Annotated in this window: 18 protein-coding genes and 1 pseudogene; 5 read left to right on the top strand and 14 right to left on the bottom strand. The window is 70.0% G+C overall.

Translation table 11 applies throughout. The features are described from left to right. Positions 1 to 19 precede the first annotated feature (19 nt). Positions 20 to 175 (top strand): hypothetical protein, encoded by a 156-nt coding sequence (locus tag ACFZDC_RS24655; RefSeq protein ID WP_391327122.1) that lies wholly within the window; start codon positions 20 to 22, stop codon positions 173 to 175. A gap of 21 nt (positions 176 to 196) precedes the next feature. On the opposite strand, the gene ACFZDC_RS24650 is transcribed toward ACFZDC_RS24655, so the two are convergent. From ACFZDC_RS24650 to ACFZDC_RS24630, 5 genes are all read right to left on the bottom strand, one after another. Continuing rightward, a complete protein-coding gene (locus ACFZDC_RS24650; RefSeq protein ID WP_391327120.1) occupies positions 197 to 565 on the bottom strand; it encodes a VOC family protein in 369 nt (122 codons plus the stop codon). Between the two features lie 403 nt (positions 566 to 968). Continuing rightward, the gene (locus ACFZDC_RS24645; protein WP_391327118.1) at positions 969 to 2,642 is read right to left on the bottom strand and encodes an alpha-amylase family glycosyl hydrolase; all 1,674 of its coding nucleotides are present in this window, start codon (positions 2,640 to 2,642) and stop codon (positions 969 to 971) included. A 60-nt stretch (positions 2,643 to 2,702) separates the two neighbouring features. Further along, positions 2,703 to 3,536 (bottom strand): ABC transporter permease subunit, encoded by an 834-nt coding sequence (locus ACFZDC_RS24640; protein ID WP_391327116.1) that lies wholly within the window; start codon positions 3,534 to 3,536, stop codon positions 2,703 to 2,705. Beyond that, positions 3,533 to 4,582 (bottom strand): ABC transporter permease subunit, encoded by a 1,050-nt coding sequence (locus ACFZDC_RS24635; RefSeq protein WP_391327114.1) that lies wholly within the window; start codon positions 4,580 to 4,582, stop codon positions 3,533 to 3,535. Before ACFZDC_RS24635 ends, ACFZDC_RS24640 begins: the two co-directional genes overlap by 4 nt. Positions 4,583 to 4,592: 10 nt before the next feature. Further along, positions 4,593 to 5,891: an extracellular solute-binding protein gene (locus tag ACFZDC_RS24630; protein ID WP_391327112.1), complete on the bottom strand. Its 1,299-nt coding sequence runs from the start codon at positions 5,889 to 5,891 to the stop codon at positions 4,593 to 4,595. A gap of 329 nt (positions 5,892 to 6,220) precedes the next feature. Here ACFZDC_RS24630 and ACFZDC_RS24625 point away from each other — a divergent pair, with 329 nt between their 5' ends. Then, positions 6,221 to 7,282: a substrate-binding domain-containing protein gene (locus tag ACFZDC_RS24625; protein WP_391327110.1), complete on the top strand. Its 1,062-nt coding sequence runs from the start codon at positions 6,221 to 6,223 to the stop codon at positions 7,280 to 7,282. Positions 7,283 to 7,352: 70 nt separating this feature from the next. Here the strand turns inward: ACFZDC_RS24625 and ACFZDC_RS24620 are convergent, their stop codons facing one another. The 4 genes from ACFZDC_RS24620 to rpmG form a co-directional block, all read right to left on the bottom strand. Next, complete coding sequence (locus ACFZDC_RS24620) at positions 7,353 to 10,139, bottom strand: SpoIIE family protein phosphatase (RefSeq protein WP_391327108.1); 2,787 nt, start codon at positions 10,137 to 10,139, stop codon at positions 7,353 to 7,355. A gap of 211 nt (positions 10,140 to 10,350) precedes the next feature. Next, on the bottom strand, positions 10,351 to 10,473 hold the full coding sequence (gene ykgO / locus ACFZDC_RS24615) for a type B 50S ribosomal protein L36 (protein ID WP_391327106.1): 123 nt from the start codon (positions 10,471 to 10,473) through the stop codon (positions 10,351 to 10,353). Positions 10,474 to 10,509: 36 nt separating this feature from the next. Beyond that, positions 10,510 to 10,770: a type B 50S ribosomal protein L31 gene (locus ACFZDC_RS24610; protein WP_391327103.1), complete on the bottom strand. Its 261-nt coding sequence runs from the start codon at positions 10,768 to 10,770 to the stop codon at positions 10,510 to 10,512. 48 nt (positions 10,771 to 10,818) lie between these two features. Next, positions 10,819 to 10,983 (bottom strand): 50S ribosomal protein L33, encoded by a 165-nt coding sequence (gene rpmG, locus ACFZDC_RS24605; protein WP_391327102.1) that lies wholly within the window; start codon positions 10,981 to 10,983, stop codon positions 10,819 to 10,821. Between the two features lie 452 nt (positions 10,984 to 11,435). On the opposite strand from rpmG, the pseudogene ACFZDC_RS24600 reads away from it, so the two are divergent. Next, positions 11,436 to 11,809 (top strand): annotated as a pseudogene (locus tag ACFZDC_RS24600) (asparaginase); the annotation flags it as partial. Between the two features lie 88 nt (positions 11,810 to 11,897). Here the strand turns inward: ACFZDC_RS24600 and ACFZDC_RS24595 are convergent. Continuing rightward, the gene (locus ACFZDC_RS24595; protein WP_391327100.1) at positions 11,898 to 12,542 is read right to left on the bottom strand and encodes a dihydrofolate reductase family protein; all 645 of its coding nucleotides are present in this window, start codon (positions 12,540 to 12,542) and stop codon (positions 11,898 to 11,900) included. A 120-nt stretch (positions 12,543 to 12,662) separates the two neighbouring features. Continuing rightward, entirely contained in the window at positions 12,663 to 13,580 is a 918-nt protein-coding gene (locus tag ACFZDC_RS24590) for a DUF6891 domain-containing protein (protein WP_391327098.1), read from the bottom strand. A gap of 209 nt (positions 13,581 to 13,789) precedes the next feature. Here ACFZDC_RS24590 and ACFZDC_RS24585 point away from each other — a divergent pair, with 209 nt between their 5' ends. After that, the gene (locus ACFZDC_RS24585) at positions 13,790 to 14,689 is read left to right on the top strand and encodes a squalene/phytoene synthase family protein (protein WP_391327097.1); all 900 of its coding nucleotides are present in this window, start codon (positions 13,790 to 13,792) and stop codon (positions 14,687 to 14,689) included. A gap of 217 nt (positions 14,690 to 14,906) precedes the next feature. Here ACFZDC_RS24585 and ACFZDC_RS24580 read toward each other — a convergent pair whose 3' ends face one another. Then, a complete protein-coding gene (locus ACFZDC_RS24580) occupies positions 14,907 to 15,077 on the bottom strand; it encodes a hypothetical protein (protein ID WP_055705189.1) in 171 nt (56 codons plus the stop codon). A gap of 201 nt (positions 15,078 to 15,278) precedes the next feature. Here ACFZDC_RS24580 and ACFZDC_RS24575 point away from each other — a divergent pair, with 201 nt between their 5' ends. Next, positions 15,279 to 15,821 (top strand): GNAT family N-acetyltransferase, encoded by a 543-nt coding sequence (locus ACFZDC_RS24575; protein ID WP_391327095.1) that lies wholly within the window; start codon positions 15,279 to 15,281, stop codon positions 15,819 to 15,821. Here the strand turns inward: ACFZDC_RS24575 and msrA are convergent. Both msrA and ACFZDC_RS24565 read right to left on the bottom strand, forming a co-directional pair. Further along, positions 15,807 to 16,328, bottom strand: a complete 522-nt coding sequence (gene msrA / locus ACFZDC_RS24570) for a peptide-methionine (S)-S-oxide reductase MsrA (protein ID WP_391327093.1) — start codon at positions 16,326 to 16,328, stop codon at positions 15,807 to 15,809. The two genes, ACFZDC_RS24575 and msrA, sit on opposite strands and share 15 nt — an antisense overlap. 196 nt (positions 16,329 to 16,524) lie before the next feature. Further along, positions 16,525 to 17,202: an LmeA family phospholipid-binding protein gene (locus tag ACFZDC_RS24565; RefSeq protein ID WP_391327092.1), complete on the bottom strand. Its 678-nt coding sequence runs from the start codon at positions 17,200 to 17,202 to the stop codon at positions 16,525 to 16,527. Between the last annotated feature and the right edge of the window lie 73 nt (positions 17,203 to 17,275).

Here is a 17,275-nt window from a genome sequence, read left to right as displayed (position 1 = left end):
ATCCCCATGCTGTGCCCGCGTGAAGGACCTTGGCAGTCAGATCGCGTACGGGGACAGCGGCGGCGCCACGAAGACGTTCACCCATCCGGTGAACCTCGGTTGGCCGGCGGCCCTGAACCGGCAGGCCCGGGTCCTCGGCCACTGCTGCGGATACGGCCGTGTCATGGCCGAGTGAAGTCGGTCGGCAGTAGCGGGATCACCCTCTGACGAGGCAGAAGGGATGCCCGGCCGGATCGGTGAGGACCCGCCACCTGTCCTCACCCGGCTGGTGATCCGGCTTGCCCGCGCCCAGCCCCAGCAGCCGGGTCTCGGCCTCGTCCAGGTCCTCGACCGTGAAGTCGAAGTGGAACTGCTGGGGAACGGTCTGGTCGGGCCAGCGCGGAGCCCGGTAGTCGCCGACCCGTTGAAAGCCGATGAAGAGTCCGTCCTCCCCCCTGAGGCCGGCGAACGCGGCGTCCGACTTCGGGTGGCGCGCGAGGCCGGTGGCCTGCTCGTAGAACGCCACCAGAGCCAGCGGATCGGCGCAGTCGAGGGTGATCGCTGTCACCCTCATCTGCGGGAACATGGCACCTCCGGACTGATCGGCGGACGCTCGCTGTGCACACCCTAGAGGTGGCCGCCTGCCCGTCGGCTCACCTGCCACGGGCGACGGTACCGTCGCGCGGCCGGCGGGGCGGTCACAGCCTCCGCACGACGGCTTCCCCGATCCCCGAGGTGGACCCGGTGACCAGGGCAACGTCGTGGCCACCGCGGGCGACGGGGCTCACGGCTCGTGGTGGAGGACGACTTCGGTAGCCGGTCGGGCGCGGCAGACGAGCGTGGTGCCGGGCGACTGCCCGCTACCAACGGCGCCGCCGATACGCCGTACGCCGTATCGGCGCTCCCGAGGACATGGCCCGCGCGGGCGCACTCCGGCATTCCGCTGCCGGAGGCGCGACCGCGCGGGCGGTCGCCCCGGGCGCAGTCGCTTATACCGCGAGCCACACCGCGTGGTCGGGCGGGAGCAGGCCATCGGAGACCGGTCCGCTCGACAGCAGGACCGAGGTGTGGGCGGGCAGCCGGTACGCCTCGGCCGAGAGGTTGACCAGGCAGACGAAGCCGGGGGCGCGGTCGAAGGCCAGGACTCCCTCGGGGGCCTCCCGCCAGGTGAGGGTGCCGTCGCCGAGCGCGGGGTGCTCACGGCGCAGGCGCAGGGCGCGGCGGTAGAGCTCCAGCATCGACGTCTCGTCGCCGGTCTGCGCCTGGACGCTCAGTTCACCCCACACGGCGGGCTGCGGCAGCCAGGGCGTGTCGGCGGCGTCCTCGGGGCTGAAGCCGTACGGTGCGGCCTTCCCGGACCACGGGATGGGCACGCGGCAGCCGTCGCGGCCTCGGTCGGTGTGTCCGGACCGCTCCCAGACGGGGTCCTGAAGGACGTCCTCGGGCAGGTCCTCGACCTCCGGCAGGCCCAACTCCTCACCCTGGTAGATGTACGCCCCGCCGGGCAGGGCGAGCATGAGCAGGGCGGCCGCGCGGGCACGCAGGGTGCCCAGTTCCAGGTCCAGGGGGCCTTCGGGACGGTACGGCTCGTTCGCGGTCCACCGCCTGACCGCCCTGCGTCCGTAGCGGCTCGGGTGGCGCACGACGTCGTGGTTGGACAGCACCCAGGTGGCCGGCGCGCCCACCGCGCCGAGCATCGCAAGCGAGTCATCGATGACCGCGCGCAGGTCCTTCGCACTCCAACTGGACATGAGGAAGTCGAAGTTGAACGCGGTGTGCAGGCCGTCCCGGCGGACGTACGCGGCGAGCCGCTCGGGGGTGTCGGCCCACGCCTCGGCGACGAACGACCGGTCGCCGGGGAACTCGTCGGCCACCCTGCGCCAGGCGCGGTAGATGTCGTGGACCTCGTCGCGGTCCCAGTGGGGGTGGTCGACGTGCTGCCGGGGCCGCTCGTCGGCGGTCTCCCGGGAGAGGAGGGGGCCGAGCACCGCCGGTTCCTGGTGGGGCGGCAGGTCGGGAAGTTCGGGGTGCTTGATGAGTCCGTGGGCGACGTCGATACGGAACCCGTCGACGCCCCGGCTGAACCAAAAGCGCAGGATCGACTCGAACTCCGCGCGTACGTGGGGGTGTTCCCAGTTGAGGTCGGGCTGCTGGGGTGCGAACAGGTGCAGGTACCACTCCCCGTCGGGCAGCCGGGTCCAGGCCGGGCCGCCGAAGCAGGAGACCCAGTCGTTGGGCGGTTCGGCGCCCTCGGGTCCGCGGCCGGGCCGGAAGACGTACCGCTCGCGTTCCGGGCTGCCGGGTCCGGCCGCCAGGGCCGCCTGGAACCAGGCGTGCTGGTCGGAGGTGTGGTTGGGCACGATGTCGGGGATGACGCGGATGCCGTGCCGGTGCGCTTCCTCGATGAGTTGCTCGGCCTCGGCCACGGTGCCGAACAGCGGGTCGATCGCGCGGTAGTCCGCCACGTCGTAACCGTGGTCCGCCATCGGTGACTTGTACCACGGGTTGATCCAGATGGCGTCGATACCGAGCGACTTGAGGTACGGCAGGCGGGAACGGATACCGGCGATGTCGCCGACGCCGTCACCGTTCGCGTCGGCGAAACTGCGGATGTAGACCTGGTAGATGACGGCGCTGCGCCACCACGGTGCGGTGCGGGACATGGTGTGGAGTGAGTCCTTAGGGGGTCTGGGACGGTACGGGGGGTCCGGGACGTGCAGTGCCTACTTGGCCGCGCCGGCGGTGAGTCCGGCGACGATACGGCGCTGGAAGAGCAGCACCATGGCCACCAGGGGAACGGTGACCAGGACGCCCGCCGCCATCTGGCTGCCGAACGGGGTCTCGAACTGGGTGGCGCCGGAGAACTTGGAGATGGCGACCGGTGCCGTCTGCATGGCGGACTTGTTGGTCATCGACAGGGCGATGAGGAACTCGTTCCAGGCCGCGATGAAGGTGATGATCGCGGTGGTGAAGATGCCCGGTGCGGCGAGGGGAATGATGATCCTGCGGAACGCCTGGCCACGGGTGCAGCCGTCGATCATGGCCGCGTGCTCCAACTCGTCCGGCATCTGCCGGAAGAACGTGGTCAGGTTCCACACCGCCAGCGGCAGCGCGAACGACATGCTCGGCACGATCATGGCCTGGTAGGTGTTGATCCAGCCGATGTCCGTGAACAGCTTCAGCAGCGGAACCACGATCGAAACCACCGGGAACATCGAGGTGGCGATGATCAGCGTGAGGATCAGCCGCTTGAACCGGAACTGCAGCCGGGCCATCGCATAGGCGGTGAACGTGGCCAGCAGAAGCGCCAGCGCGCTGGTGACGCCCGCCACGATCAGGCTGTTGAGCAACGCGCGCGTGAACCCCTGGGACGGGTCGAACACGGCCCGGTAGTTCTCGAACGACACCGGGCTGGGAAGCAGCGAGGTGTCGAAGATGTCGGAGGTGCGCCGCAGGCTGGACACCAGCATCCAGTAGAACGGGGCCAGACAGTAGGCCACCACCGCGGCGACGCCCACGTACAGCAGCCGGTTGCGCCATTTCGCCGTGAGGGTCATGCCGTCACCTCCGTGCGGCGGAACGCCAGGATGCTCCGGCGCCCGCTCCTGCTCGCCTTTGCGGCGTCGCGGTCGCCGACGAGGTCCGCGCCGAGCAGCCGGACGAAGGCGAGCGCGATGAGGAGGACATAGAGGAAGAGGATCACCGCGTAGGCGGAGGCCGGTCCGAATCGGACGTTGGAGGCCTCGTTCTGCGCCAGCATGGACAGGGTCTCCACCGAGTTCTTCTGCGCCCCGACGAGTATGTAGGGCAGGTCGAACATCCGCAGCGCGTCCAGGCACCGGAACAGCACCGCCACCAGCAGCGCGGGCTTCACCAGGGGGAGGGTCACGTGCCAGAACTGGCCCAGGGCGCCTGCTCCGTCGATGCGGGCCGCCTCGTACACCTCCTTGGAGATCACCTGCAGGCCGGCCAGGACCAGCAGCCCGATGAAGGGGGCGGTCTTCCACACCTCGGCGACGATGACCGCGACCTTGGCGTGGAAGCCTTCGGTGGTCCACAGGATCTGGTGGCCGATGATGGCGTTGGCGATGCCGTCGCTGTTGAAGATCCACCGCCACAGCAGGCCGGAGATGGCCGTGGGCACCGCCCAGGGCACGAGGATGCCGGCTCTCACCAGGGCGCGGCCCCGGAACGCCTTGTGCATGATCAGTGCCATCGCCACACCGATCACCGTCTCCAGTCCCACGGTGACGACCGTGAAGAACGTGGTGTTCCAGAAGGCGTTCCAGAACCGATCCCCGGCGGCGCCGAACACGTCGGCGTAGTTGCGCAGTCCGACGAACGGCTCGGTGGTGCGGATGAAGCCGGACTTGGGGTCCAACCCCTTCGGCCCGTACAGCGATTCGTTCAGCGCCATGAGCGTCGGGTAGAGCACCACGATCGCCAGCACCAGCAGCGTCGGGGAGACCAGCAGCGCCGCCATCCGACCCGAGCCGGCGGTCGCCCGGGCCCGGCGGCGCGGACTCACCGGTGCGGATCGCCGCCCGGAAGCGTTGTCGCGTTCGTGGACGGTGGTGCCGGGCGGGATCGTCGTGTCGGTCATGACCCGCTCCTCACTGCGCCGTGGACTTCTGCAGGGCGCTCTGCAGGTCCTTCAGCGCCTGCGCGCTGCTCTTGCTGCCGGTGAGCGCGGCGTACGCCTCCTGCTGGATCGCCGAGGTCACGTCGCCGTACTGCACGACGCGCGGACGCGGCACGGCGCGCAGGATGGACCGCTTGAGGACGGGCAGGTACGGATACTGCTTGACCAGCGACGCCTCGTCGTACAGGTGCGCGTACGGCGGGGCGAGGGAGGCGTCCCGCAGGAACGTGCTCGCGCTGTCCTCACTGCTGAAGAACTTCATGAAGTCCACGGCCGTGGCCTTGTTCCTGGCGTAGGACGACAGGGCGAGGTTGTGCCCGCCCAGGCTGGAGGAGCCGGGTCCGTTCAGTCCGGGCAGCGGTGCGACCGCGAACTTCCCCGCCAGCTTGCTCTTTTCGGCGAGCGCGTACACATACGGCCAGTTGCGCAGGAACATCAGCTTGCCGGACTGGAACGCCTGACGACTGTCCTCCTCCTGGTAAGTGATGGCCTCCCTGGGAATCGTCCCGTTCTTGACGGAACCGGCGAGGAAGTCCAGGCCCTTCCTGGCTTCGGGAGTGTCGACGTCCGGCTTGCCGTTCGCGTCGGTGACGACACCGCCCGCGGAGCCGACGGCCTCGGCGAAGTTGACGGTCAGCCCCTCGTACTTCTGGAACTGACCGGCGTAGCACGACATGCCCTTGGCCTCGGGGAGCTTCTTCGCCTTGGCGCAGTCCGCCGTCATCTGCGACCAGGTGGTGGGGGGCTGCGCGATGCCGGCCTTCTTGAGCAAGTCGGTGCGGTAGTAGAGCAGTCCGCCGTCCGAACTGGCGGGGGCCGCGTACAGGGCGCCCCGGTACTTCGCCGTCTCGACCACGGGCTTGAGCATGTTCCGCAGCGGGAACTGCTTCTCGGGCAGGCGGTCGATCCACTGGTGGGCGGCGAACTCCGAGGTCCACACGACGTCGAGGGAGAGCACCGTGTAGGCGTCGGACTTCGTCTCCGCGTTCTGGATCATCTGCTGCCGCTGCGAGTCCGCGTCCGTCGGCAGCTGCACGAAGGTGACCTTCTCCTTCGGGTGCAGCGTGTTCCAGCGGTCGATGACCTTCTGCACGACGCCGGACGTGTCCTTTCCGGCCACGTAGGTGATGGGGCCACGGCCCTTGAACGACGTGCTCCCGGCCCGCTCTCCGGAGCCGCTGCCCCCGGACGAGCCGCAGGCGGTGAGGAGGAGCCCGGCGGCGACGAGCGTCGCCGAGCACTGGAGGGCTCTGGTGGTCCTGATCTTCACTGTCTCTCTCCTGGTCGTGCGGAACCGAAGACGCGGCTTGTCGCTGTTGAGACTGTGTTGTCATGGCACTTCACGGGACGAAAATGCAGTTCAAAGCCTTGAACAATGGGTTCGTGGCGGCGACTTCAACCCCAGCGAGACAACGCTTGCACGCTAGGAGTGCACCTGGGGGAAGTCAATCCGTAACTCGTCGGTAGCTCGAACAGATTTAGAAGGACTGCGCAGCTTATTAAGGGACAAAAGGGACCTATTTCCCGCACGTGCGGCGGCGTGACAGCGCTGTCACGGCAGGGTGGGAAATGAGGCATCGCCTGTGCTAACTTCCGCTCATGTCACCCGCCCAACGGCATCCCACGATGGCCGACGTCGCCGAACGGGCCGGCGTCTCTCCCTCCACCGTCTCCCGCACCCTGCGCGGGCTGCCGACCGTCTCGCCCGAGGTCCGCGCCCGGGTCGAACAGGCCGCCCGTGAGCTGAACTTCGCGGTCTCGCGCCAGGCCGCGAGCCTCGTCACGGGTAGGACGGGGGTCGTCGCGGTGCTCGTACCGACGCTCAACTCGTGGTTCATGGGATCGGCGCTGTCCAGCCTGGGCCCGGTGCTGCGCGCGGCCGGCATGGAGTTGAACGTCTACGTCATCCCCGACCTGGCCGAGCGCACGTCGTTCTTCGAGCGTCTCCCGGCCCGCCGGAACGCCGACGCGCTGCTCGTCTTCGGATTCGACCTCACCGACGAAGAGACCGCGCGGCTGGACGACCTCGGGATGCCGGTCATCTACGTCAGCCAGCACGCCGAGGGCCGGCCGAGCGTGTACGTCGACGACGTGGCCGGAGCCTTGAAGGCCACCCGGCATCTGCTCAACCTGGGCCACCGCCGGATCGCGTTCGCACCGACCACGGGCGCCAGCGGGTTCACCTTCAGCTCGCGCGAACGGCTGCTCGGCTACCGGCAGGCGCTCGCCGAGGCGGACATTCCCATGGACGACGATCTGGTGGTGACGATGGCGGCCGACGACCGGCGCGGCCTCGTCGCGGGGGTCGGACACCTGCTGAGCCTGCGGGAGCCGCCCACCGCTCTCTTCGCCGAGCAGGACGAGTTGGCCGCCGCCGTCATCCACACCCTGCGCCAGGCCCGGATACAGGTACCCGAGCGGATGTCCGTCATCGGCTTCGACGACCACCAGGTGGCCGAGTGGTTCGATCTGTCCACGGTGGCCCAGTCGCCGTCGGAGATGGGCCGGGCAGCGGGTGAACTGGCCCTGAAGCTCATCGACGACTCCGAGGCGGACCATGCCCGGCACGTCGTCCTGCCGACCCAGTTGATCCCGCGGGCCACCACCGCCCCCGTGGCCGCGCCCCAGGACGACGACCAGAACCACCAGCAGCCCTCTTGACCGCGCGGCAGGGCCGAGCAGGCACGCGGAGGAAGGTGGCCGGCTTCGCCGTCGGTCCGGTCCGGCGGTCTCACCAGGCCATGGCGTCGAACAGCGCGGCCGCGTCCGGTTCCCGGCTGCGGCCCAGTGTCTGCTCGGCCCAGATCACCTTTCCCCGCGGCGCATAGCGTGTGCCCCACCGGTCCGCGAACTGGGAGACCAGGAACAGGCCGCGGCCTCCTTCGTCGGTGGTGGCCGCGCGCCGCAGCCGGGGCGAGGTGTTGCTGCCGTCCGACACCTCGCAGACCAGCGTGGCCCCCAGCAGGATCCTGACCCGCACGGGCGGAGCGCCGTACCGGATCGCGTTGGTGAGGAGCTCGCTGAGGATCAGTTCCGTGGTGAACACCGAGTCCTGCAGTCCCCAGTCGTCCAGGCGGCGGCTGACGTCCGCACGCACCTGGGACACGGCCCTCACCTCGGACGGCACCTCCCAGGTCGCGACCCGGGACGGGTCGAGCAGCCGAGTCCGGGCGACCAGCACCGCCACGTCGTCGGTGGGGTGCTCGGGCAGCATCTTCTCCATGAGGGCGTGGCAGGTCTCCTCCGGTGTCTGGTCCGCATGGGCAATGGTCGAGCGGAGGATCTCCAGGCCCTCGTCGACGTCCCGTCCGCGGTTCTCGATCAGGCCGTCGGTGAACAGGACGAGACGGCTGCCCTCCGGCAGTTCCAGCTCGCCGGCCTCGAAGGGGTGCCCGCCCACCCCCAGGGGCGGCGACAGGGGAAGGTCGGGGAAGGTCACCCTGCCCCGGGCATCCACCACGGCCGGTGCGACGTGTCCGGCTCGGGAGAGGGTGCAGTGCCCGCCGACCGGGTCGTAAATGGCGTAGAGGCAGGTGGTGCCGGTGAGCGGTGCACGGTCGTCGGCGGCGGTCGCCGTCTGTGTGTCCAGCCGCGTCACCATCTCGTCGAGGTGGCCCAGGAGTTCGTCCGGGGGCAGGTCCAGCGAGGAGAAGTTCAGCACCGCGGTCCGCAGCCGTCCCATCGTGACCGCGGCATGCAGGCCATGCCCCACGATGTCGCCGACGACCAGCGCCACCCGGAAGCCGGGCAGCGGAATGACGTCGAACCAGTCGCCGCCCACGCCGGACTGCGCCGGCAGATAGCGGGAGGCGATCTCCAGCACGTCCTGCTCCGGAAGGCCCAGGGGCAGCAGACTGCGCTGCAGCGTCACGGCCAGGGCGTGCTCACGGGAGTACCGGCGCGCGTTGTCGATCGCGACGGCCGCCCGGGCGACCAGTTCCTCGGCCACCGCGACGTCCTCCTCCTCGAACCGCGGGGAGTCGGCGCCCCGCCAGAAGTTGACCATGCCAAGGACAATCCCTCGGGCCCGCAGAGGGACCGTGATCAGTGAATGGATGCCGTAGTCCAGCGCCTCCCTCGCCCCCTCCGGGTCCTGGGCCCGCCAGTCCTGGGCGGTGTGCAGATCCGGTACCCGGACGGCCTTGCCGCGTTGCAGCGCCGCCACCATGGGTGTGTCGGCCACCACGAACTGGATCAGATCTCCCACCGGCTGCAACGGATGCCCGGCCCGCGATTCGCGCAGGGCGGTGCGCCGCATCCGGTGCACCGCGCCCGTGGGCTCCTCGCCGCGCAGCACGGAGTCGAGGAGTTCCACGGTGACGAAGTCGGCCATGCGCGGGACCGCCACCTCGGAGAGTTCCTCGGCCGTGCGCTGCACGTCGAGTGTGGTGCCGATCCGCATGCCAGCCTCGTAGAGGAACGACAGCCGGCCCCGCGCCACCTCGGCCTGGCCGGACAGCGCTGTCAGCTCCGTGGTGTCACGGAAGGTGGCGACCAGGCCCTGGGCACCGCCGTACGGTGCGGTGTGCCGGATGTTCACCGCCAGCAGCCGGCCTCCGACGCGGATCACCTCGTCGGTGGCGGCTTCAGCGGAGACCAGCATCCGTGTCAGACCGGACCCCAGCCCCAGCTCCGTCACCTGCCGCTGGTCCGCGTTCTCGGGAAGGCCCAGCAGCCGGCGCGCCTCGTCGTTGGCGAGCAGCAGTCGCCCGTCGCCACCGACGATCAGAACGCCCTCGCGCACCGCGTGCAGCACCGCGTCGTGGTGCTCGTACATCCGGGTCATCTCGGCCGGGCCGAGCCCGTGGGTCTGCCGCAGCAGCCGCCGGCTGACCAGAGCCGTGCCACCGGTCGCGAGGACGAGGGCCACCCCCACCGCACCGAGCAGCATCGGCAGCTGCTGGTTCAGCACGTGGCCCAGGGGCGCGAACTGGATTCCGGCACTGATCATGCCGACCACACGTCTGCTCGCGTCCATCACGGGGACGACCGCGCGCACGGCGTTGGTGGGCCGGCCGTGGAACGTCTCCGTGAACGCCTCCCCGGCGGCGGCGCGGCCGACGCCCTGTGCCTTCGTGCCGATCAGCGCGGGGACCGGATCGGTGACGCGGACTCCGTGTTCGTCGAGGACGCTGATGAAGTCGACGCCGGATCCCTGCTTCGCCTGCTCGGCCGCCGTCTGCAGCCGTGCCGTCGGGTCCGGTGACTGCAGCGCGAGTGCTGTGCCGGGCGCGTGCGCGAACGCCTCGGCCGCGGCCAGTGAACGGTTCCTGGCGCTGCGCTCGGCGTCGTACCGCCCCTGCAGGACCAGGGCGGCGGCCGACACCGCGACCACCACCAGCATGATGAGGGCCTGCAGCAGAAAGACCTGCGCGGCGAGGGTGCGCACGCTCAGGGACGGCGCAAGGCGGCGTCCCGGTGACGGCCATGGGCCTGGACGACGGGACGGCTCGGATGACCTCCGTGTGCCGGGCGGTGGCGCCGCCCTCCCCCATGGCCAGCGGGAACGTCCGCTCATGCCCCTTTTCTAACACTGCGGCTCCTCGCTCGGCGACCGGTGTGTCCGCCGTCGCCGAGGGTGACGACGAGGCGCGACGACTGCCCTGGCCCGGATCGCGGCATGCCCGGCGGGGCAGCCCACACGCCGGCCGCCGTCCTCTTCATCGGTGCAGCTCGGCCCGGCCCTGCGGGTGGCAGGACCGGGCCGGGCGCCTTCTGGGCGTGATCTGTCAGCCCTGACGGGCTTTGAAGCGGGGGTTCTTCTTGTTGACGACGAACACCGTGCCGCGGCGGCGCACCAGCTGGGCGCCGGGCTTGGACTTCAGTGAGCGCAGGGACTTGCGTACCTTCATGACTCGGTTCTCCTCGTGCTCAGGCGCACACGGCGGTCAGCCGCGATGCGTGGCCGGACGGCCGTAGCGGCGCTGGAAGCGTTCGATGCGCCCGGCGGTGTCCACGACCCGCGCGGTGCCGGTGCAGAAGGGATGGCCGGCCGACGAGATCTCCACGTCGATCAGCGGATAGGTGACGCCGTCCTCCCACACGATCGTCTTGGACGCGGCCGCGGTCGAACGGATGAGGAACAGGGTGTCGGCGGCCCGGTCGCGGAAGACGACCGGCCGGGTTTCGGGATGGATGCCAGACCTCATGGGGCTTGTCTCCTCGTGGCCGTCCGCCGGGAGGGGCGACGGCGTGGTTCAGCGTTCCTCGCGGAAGGTGACGTGCCGGCCGACGACCTGGTCGTACTTGCGCAGGACGAGCCGGTCGGGGTCGCTCAGACGGTTCTTGCGCGTCACGTAGGTGACGCCGGTCCCTGCCGTCGACTTCAGCCTGACGACGGGACGCACGGTGCTGCGTGCCATGAGGTTCTCCCTTCGCACACCCGGTCTTGACCCGGGCATGTCATTTGTGCTCAACAAGGCGGTGCGCTGCGGCATTCCCGGTTCCCGTCGTGCCGCCCGAGCCGGAAACCGGCTGGGCCGCACGACCGGAACGGTGGTCGTGAAGGGCGGTCGCCTACGCGGCGGAAACGCTCCACGAGGCTTCAGCCGAACGATCGTCCTCATGGGCAGAAGGTGAGGCCCGGGGACACTGTCCCCTTCACCACCACGGTGCTTCCAACCACACGAGGCCCGCAGGCATTCCCACCCTCCGCGTGCCGTACGGCGCCCGCCGCCAGGCGCATCCGGAGCCGGCCACTGACCAGGTGGACGGCCTGCTCACCTGACCGGCGACCCCGGCGATCAGGGGCGCCGGGCCCGGCAGGTCGGTCCGACCCCCGTCCGGAAGGCCACCGTCGGTGCCCCGGCCCGCCATGGCCGCCGCCACCGTCACCAACCCGGTCCTCGCCGAGGTCGTCCGCCCGGGATTCGTCGAAGGACGTCACCGGGGCAGCCTGGTACTGCTCGCCGCCGACGGCTCGGTGGAACTGGCACTCGGCGACGTGACATCCCCCCTCTTCCCCCGCTCCTCCAACAACCCATGCAGGCGGCGGGTGTGCTCCGCGCCGGCCTGAAGCTCGCAGGCGAACGGCCGGCCCCGGCGGCCGCGAGCCACTCCGGTCAGGGCTTCCACCGCGACCTGGTGGGCCTGATGCTCGACGAGCACGCACTGAGCCCGAAGCACCTGCGGTGGCCGCCCGCCCTCCCCCTGGACCAGGGGGGACAGGAGGCCTACCGCTACGAGGGCCTGCCGCCGCAGGTCTTCGGCTCGGACGCGGGCGACCCGGACGCCGTGCCGGGCACGCTCCACGGACGTCACCGAGTGGGCCGTCGTGTCACTTTCGCCAGAACAGGTGGTGTGTCACCCCGCTCGGGCTGGGCACGACATCGAGGTGGAACCGGTCGAGCAGTTCATCCGGGGACTCCCAGAGTCGCAGTCCGGACCCGAGCTCCACCGGCGAGACCGCTACATGCATGGTGTCGACGAGGTCGGCGTCGAGGAACTGCCGGATGGTGGTGACGCCGCCGCCAAGTCGGACGTCCTTGCCCTGCGCCGCCTCCCGTGCCTGCTCGAGGACTGTGGCCGGGTCGCCGTCGACGAAGTGGAACGTGGTGTCGGAGAGCGTGAACGAAGGACGCTTGTGGTGGGTCATGACGAACACCGGGGTGCGGAAGGGGGGCTCGTCGCCCCACCAGCCGCGCCACTCATGGTCGTGCCAGGGCCCGCGCTGCGGCCCGAACTTGTTGCGGCCCATGATCTCGGCACCGATGTTGCGTGCGTAGTCCCGGATGAAGTAGTCGTCGAGTCCCCGGCTCCCCCCGGGGTCGGTGCGCATGGGCCAGCTCGCCGTGGCGCCGGCCCAGGCGAACATCTTCCCGGGATCGACGTGGCCGAACGGCCTCTCCAGGCTCTGGTCCTCACCGGCACCGATTCCGTCACGCGAAACGTTGAAGTTCTGCACCCTCAGTAGCTGAGTCACCTGTTTCTCCTGCACTGTCGACTACGGTGGTGAGACTCACCGGGCCGGAAAAACTCATCGCTGCGTACGTGACAGGCCAGAAATCCGGCTACCTGGTTCCCTCTGATCATCGAACATGTCCTAGCCGACCAAGCGGCGGCGCCAGTCCAGCGGCGTGACGGTGATGGCCCCGCCCGGGTCATGGTCCCACTCGGCGTGGAGGCCGGCTGCTTCGAGAGCGGCCACTACCTCGTGGCCGATTGCCGCGGTGGTCTCGGAAGTTCCGTCGAAGCCGCCGTAAAGGAGCGTCAGTCCGTGGCCGGCCGCGGCGGCGTCCGTGCACTGGGAGTGGAAGTAGACGAAGCCGCGGGCGTCGGGGCCGCCTTCGCCTCCGATCTCGGACTGGCCGCAACTGCGGCAGCAGGTGAAGTTCTCGCGAGCGGTGATACCGGCCTCCTGCAGCGCGCTGAACGCGCGGGTGAGGCGTTCCGGGTCGGTCTCCCCCTGCCATGTGGCCTGCTCCGCGACGCGCTCGATCCACATCCGGTCGGCGAGCTCCTTCGCCTGCTCGCGCGAAACGGGTCGGCGGTCCTCGGTCACGAGGTATTCCTCTGCGAGCTCCGCCAGTTCGGCGCGGGAGACGTAGCCGCCGACCAGCACCTGGCGCACGCACCGCTCCAACTCCTCGCGTTCCACTGCGTCGAGGTCGAGCGGCGGCACTTCGCGGGTGGGGCCCATGTCCAGCAGTGACCAGGCCGGACCAGCGTCCCAACCGGTCTCCTGGCGGGCCCAGCCGGTCAACGCGGCGATCACGGCGTCGGGCCTGTCGACCAACGCCTGGAAATGCCGGTCGGCGGCGCCGTCGCGGTGCTCCAACGTGTAGCCTCCACCGGCCTCGTGCCAGACCTGAGCGAAGACGTCGGGCAGGTCGGGTATCCGCTGGACCACCAGGAACCGGTCACCGTCGGCACCGATACGCCGGACCAGACCGGCCAACTCCTCGCCGGACACCCGGACGTGCCGCTCCCCGTTCTCCGTCTTCACCGCGATCTCGAGCATGCGCAGACTCTGTCACACCCCTCTGACAGCCGACCCGCGGCGACGCGTTCCACGCCGGGCCGGCAGGATCCAAGTGCCTCTACCGCAGGCCCGCCACCTTCACCGCGTCGTCGCCGTGGCGCGGTGCGAGCGCCGCAGTGGAGTCCGGGCCGGACGCAAAGGCCGCCGCCTCCCGCGGTGTCATGGGCGCCTGCGCCTACGATCGCACCGTGAGTGTATGGACGAAGAGCCTGGACGCGGCGGGCATCCGGGAGCCGGGGCTGCGCCAGGACTACGACTCTCCGCGGCACCTCGTGCGGCGCTTTCGCCGGGCTCCGTACCTGGCGGCGACACTGCTGCTGCCACGGCCTGTACTGCCGCACGTCGTAGCGGCGACCACGGTGATGCACCACGGTGACAACCTCCTGGACACCGGGCCCTCGTCGCAGCGCAGAGCAGCGTGGGCGTCCTGGGAGCAGGAGGTACGCGAAGCGTTGACGACGGGCGAGAGTGACTCCGCCCTGGTCCGCACGCTGGTGAACACCGTGTCCGCACATCCGCGGCTGCGGCAGACGGTTGAGTCCTACCTGTCGACCGCGACGGCCGAACTGGACTTCGCCGGCTTCGCCACCGAGCAGGACTACCAAGCCTACGTCGACGCCTACTCGTTCCCCGCTTTCATGCTGGTCGGCGCCTTGCTCGGGCCCAAGACCGACGACACCCGGTACCGGGCCGCGTGCCGGACCTTCATCGAAGGCAGCCAGCGTCTCGACTTCGTCAACGACCTCGCCGAAGACGTGCGGGAAGGACGAGTGGGTGTCCCGGCCGCAACGCTGGAACACTTCTCCCTCACCCTGGAAGACCTGGCCGTCGGCGACGGCGGGCCGGCCCTGGAAAAGCTGGTGGAAGACCAAGTCACCGCGGCCCGCGGCGCTTTGGTGGCCGCCAGGGAACTGCCGGCGTTGACCCCGGCGCCCAACCGGCGGCTGATGAGCGCCCTGGTGGAGATCGAACTGCTGACCGCCGACGCGGTTCGCGCGCGAGGCGCCGCAGTAGTGCGCGGTTCCGTGTCCCCGCCCCCGACGAGCACACTGCGGGTGCTCGCGCGCCGGCTCCGCAGTCGTTCCTGAACGCCCCTGCCCGACGGAACTCCGCGTCGCGTCCCTGACGCTGGGGTCCGGTGCATGGAGGCAGGTCCCACTGCTGTCACCGGGCCCCAGCTATGACCTCTCATGCCCGTGAAGGTGGCGCCTACACCGATTTCTCCGGATACGGTGACCGTCCGGACAGCCCTGTGGGCCCGGGCAAATGCCCGGGCCCACAGGGGCGCCGCGTGCTTCCGACGGGCTACCAGCGGTACCAACGGCCCCTACGGCCGCCGCTGTCCGCGGAACGGACAACGAAGCCGAGCAGCCAGACGATCAGCACGATCACCGCGATCCACCACAGTGCCTTCAGCGCGAAGCCCGCGCCGAAGAGGATCAGGGCCAGCAGGAGTACAAGAAGCAGGGGAACCATAGTTATCAACCTCCGCTGCTCCTGGTTCCCTGCGATTCCGCGAACACTCGCTCGATTCGGCCCGTTTTTTCTTTGAATGCGCGGGCATAGGTTTTGGTTTCCCGATCCGGCCACACCCCGCGGGCCTGCGCATCGGGGCCGAGGTCGCGCGGATGTGGGGCTCGAGGAGTCGGAGGAGCTTGGCGCGGTAATCTGCCGATCATGGTGGACTGGGGGATTCGGCCGGCTTCGGTGGCGGACGTCGAGGCGGTGGCCGAGCTGCGGGCGGTGGCGCTGCGGGCCGATCTGGAGCGGCTCGGGCGGTACGACGAGCGGCTGGTGCGGCAGCGGCTGCGGGACGGGTTCGTGCCCGCACACACCTGGGTGATCGAGGTGGGCGGCGCATTCGCCGGGTGCGTGTCGTTGCGGCCGGCAAAGGACGCCCACTGGCTGGAGCACTTCTACCTGGCCCCGCACCTGCAGGGCGGCGGCATCGGTACGGCCGTACTGCGCGGGCTGCTGGAGCAGTGCGACCGCGACGGCACCCTGGTCCGGCTGAACGTGCTCCAGGGCAGTCCGGCCCGGCGGCTGTACGAGCGGCACGGGTTCACCGTCGAGACCGAGGATCCGGTGGACGTGTTCATGATGCGTGAGCCGGCCGTGGCCGTGTGCCCCGACACCCCCTGCGCAGGGGTATCGGGGGTCACCGGCGTCGCGGCCGGGAGCGGTGTGCCGGCGCAGGGCCAGGTCTCACTTCGTCCCTGAGGGAGCTCGGCGCGGCAGCTTCCAGTTCGGTCGCGGGAAGTGACAGGTGTAGCCGTTCGGATAGTGCTCCAGGTAGTCCTGGTGCTCGGGCTCGGCCTCCCAGAAGTCGCCCACGGGCTCGACCTCCGTGACCACTTTCCCCGGCCACAGTCCGCTCGCCTCGACGTCCGCGATGGTGTCCACGGCGACGCGGTGCTGCTCGTCGTCGGTGTAGTAGATCGCGGACCGGTAGCTGCGCCCGATGTCGTTGCCCTGGCGGTCCTGCGTGGTCGGATCGTGTATCTGGAAGAAGAACTCCAGGATGTCCCGGTAGCTCGTGGCCGTGGGATCGAAGAGGATCTCGATGGCCTCTGCGTGGTCGCCGTGGTTGCGGTACGTGGCGTTCGGTGTGTCGCCACCGCTGTACCCGACACGCGTGGACACCACGCCCGGCTGCTTGCGGATCAGGTCCTGCATGCCCCAGAAACAACCGCCCGCCAGTACGGCTCGCTCGGTTCCCTCTGTCATCGGTCGCTCCCTCACGTTCGAACCTCGGCCCGGCGTGGTCGTTGACGTGCCGGCCGCGCGTTCATCCAGCTTATTGCTACGTGAGGGTAACCATCCAAGGGTGCAGGGCGGTCGCCCCCTTGCGGTGAACGCCGACCGGAGCGGGAACCGAAGGCGTTCGCGTCGGCCGCGTCCTGTTCCGCCGCCGCTCCGGCGGTCAAGCCGCTCCCCCGCCCGCGCTCGGGGTCGGGCCCGCGGCTATCGAGAAGGCGAGGACGAGACCGCTGTCGGCTGCGCGGGCGGACGTCAGCGCGACGCCGCGCGGAAGTTCGGTGACGGCCACGGTCCGGGGCTCGAGCTCGGCCCGCAGTCCGGAGGCCGCGGGCAGGGAAGCGAGGTCGTCCACCGCCGCGCTGCGGCCGAGGATGCTGATCGTCGTGGGCGTGACGGTGAACGCGTTCGACGTCGTGGTCACCTCGGCCCGCACGGTGACCGGCAACCCCAGACGGCCGACGCTCCCGCTGAGCAGCAGGTCGCCGTCCTGCCCGCCGGCTGTCAGGCCCTCACCGAGCGAGCCCACGCGCCGGGTCACCTGGTCGTATCCGACGGTGGCGGTCCCGGTGCCGCCGGCGCTGTCGCCATCCGTCGTGACGTCTTTCAGGCGGACCGTCACATCCATCACGGTGTGCTGACGGCGTACGCCCTCGGCGCTCACCTCGACGTCCCCGACCTCACCGCCAAGTGTGCGCAGCCCTGCGAGCGGCGTGGTGAGAGCGGCGTGCACCGGGCCTTCCGGCTTCAGTCGGTGCGAGGCCCGGGCGGCGACCTGCCCCTCGGTCCTGTGTTCGACAAGCAGATCGGTCGCGCAGGTGAGGGCGGCCAGTGTCGCGGTCACGGCCACGAGGATGCGGGGCCTCTTCCGACGGTTCGATGTCACGTGGGCACTCATTCCGGATCGTCGGGTCGGG

Source organism: Streptomyces sp. NPDC007905 (assembly GCF_042959345.1).
Lineage (GTDB): Bacteria > Actinomycetota > Actinomycetes > Streptomycetales > Streptomycetaceae > Streptomyces.
The sequence above is the reverse complement of the archived record's forward strand: the minus strand, read 5'-3'. Positions and strand labels throughout refer to the sequence as shown.

What these genes read in the sequence shown, in the direction of transcription:
- ACFZDC_RS24575 (WP_391327095.1), top strand. Translation starts at nt 15,279, where the DNA reads ATGGTGGACTGGGGGATTCGGCCGGCTTCGGTGGCGGACGTCGAGGCG.
- ACFZDC_RS24620 (WP_391327108.1), bottom strand. Translation starts at nt 10,139, where the DNA reads ATGAGCGGACGTTCCCGCTGGCCATGGGGGAGGGCGGCGCCACCGCCC.
- ACFZDC_RS24640 (WP_391327116.1), bottom strand. Translation starts at nt 3,536, where the DNA reads ATGACCCTCACGGCGAAATGGCGCAACCGGCTGCTGTACGTGGGCGTC.
- ACFZDC_RS24580 (WP_055705189.1), bottom strand. Translation starts at nt 15,077, where the DNA reads ATGGTTCCCCTGCTTCTTGTACTCCTGCTGGCCCTGATCCTCTTCGGC.
- ACFZDC_RS24625 (WP_391327110.1), top strand. Translation starts at nt 6,221, where the DNA reads ATGTCACCCGCCCAACGGCATCCCACGATGGCCGACGTCGCCGAACGG.
- ACFZDC_RS24645 (WP_391327118.1), bottom strand. Translation starts at nt 2,642, where the DNA reads ATGTCCCGCACCGCACCGTGGTGGCGCAGCGCCGTCATCTACCAGGTC.
- ACFZDC_RS24590 (WP_391327098.1), bottom strand. Translation starts at nt 13,580, where the DNA reads ATGCTCGAGATCGCGGTGAAGACGGAGAACGGGGAGCGGCACGTCCGG.
- rpmG (WP_391327102.1), bottom strand. Translation starts at nt 10,983, where the DNA reads ATGGCACGCAGCACCGTGCGTCCCGTCGTCAGGCTGAAGTCGACGGCA.
- msrA (WP_391327093.1), bottom strand. Translation starts at nt 16,328, where the DNA reads ATGACAGAGGGAACCGAGCGAGCCGTACTGGCGGGCGGTTGTTTCTGG.
- ACFZDC_RS24650 (WP_391327120.1), bottom strand. Translation starts at nt 565, where the DNA reads ATGTTCCCGCAGATGAGGGTGACAGCGATCACCCTCGACTGCGCCGAT.
- ACFZDC_RS24635 (WP_391327114.1), bottom strand. Translation starts at nt 4,582, where the DNA reads ATGACCGACACGACGATCCCGCCCGGCACCACCGTCCACGAACGCGAC.
- ACFZDC_RS24610 (WP_391327103.1), bottom strand. Translation starts at nt 10,770, where the DNA reads ATGAGGTCTGGCATCCATCCCGAAACCCGGCCGGTCGTCTTCCGCGAC.
- ykgO (WP_391327106.1), bottom strand. Translation starts at nt 10,473, where the DNA reads ATGAAGGTACGCAAGTCCCTGCGCTCACTGAAGTCCAAGCCCGGCGCC.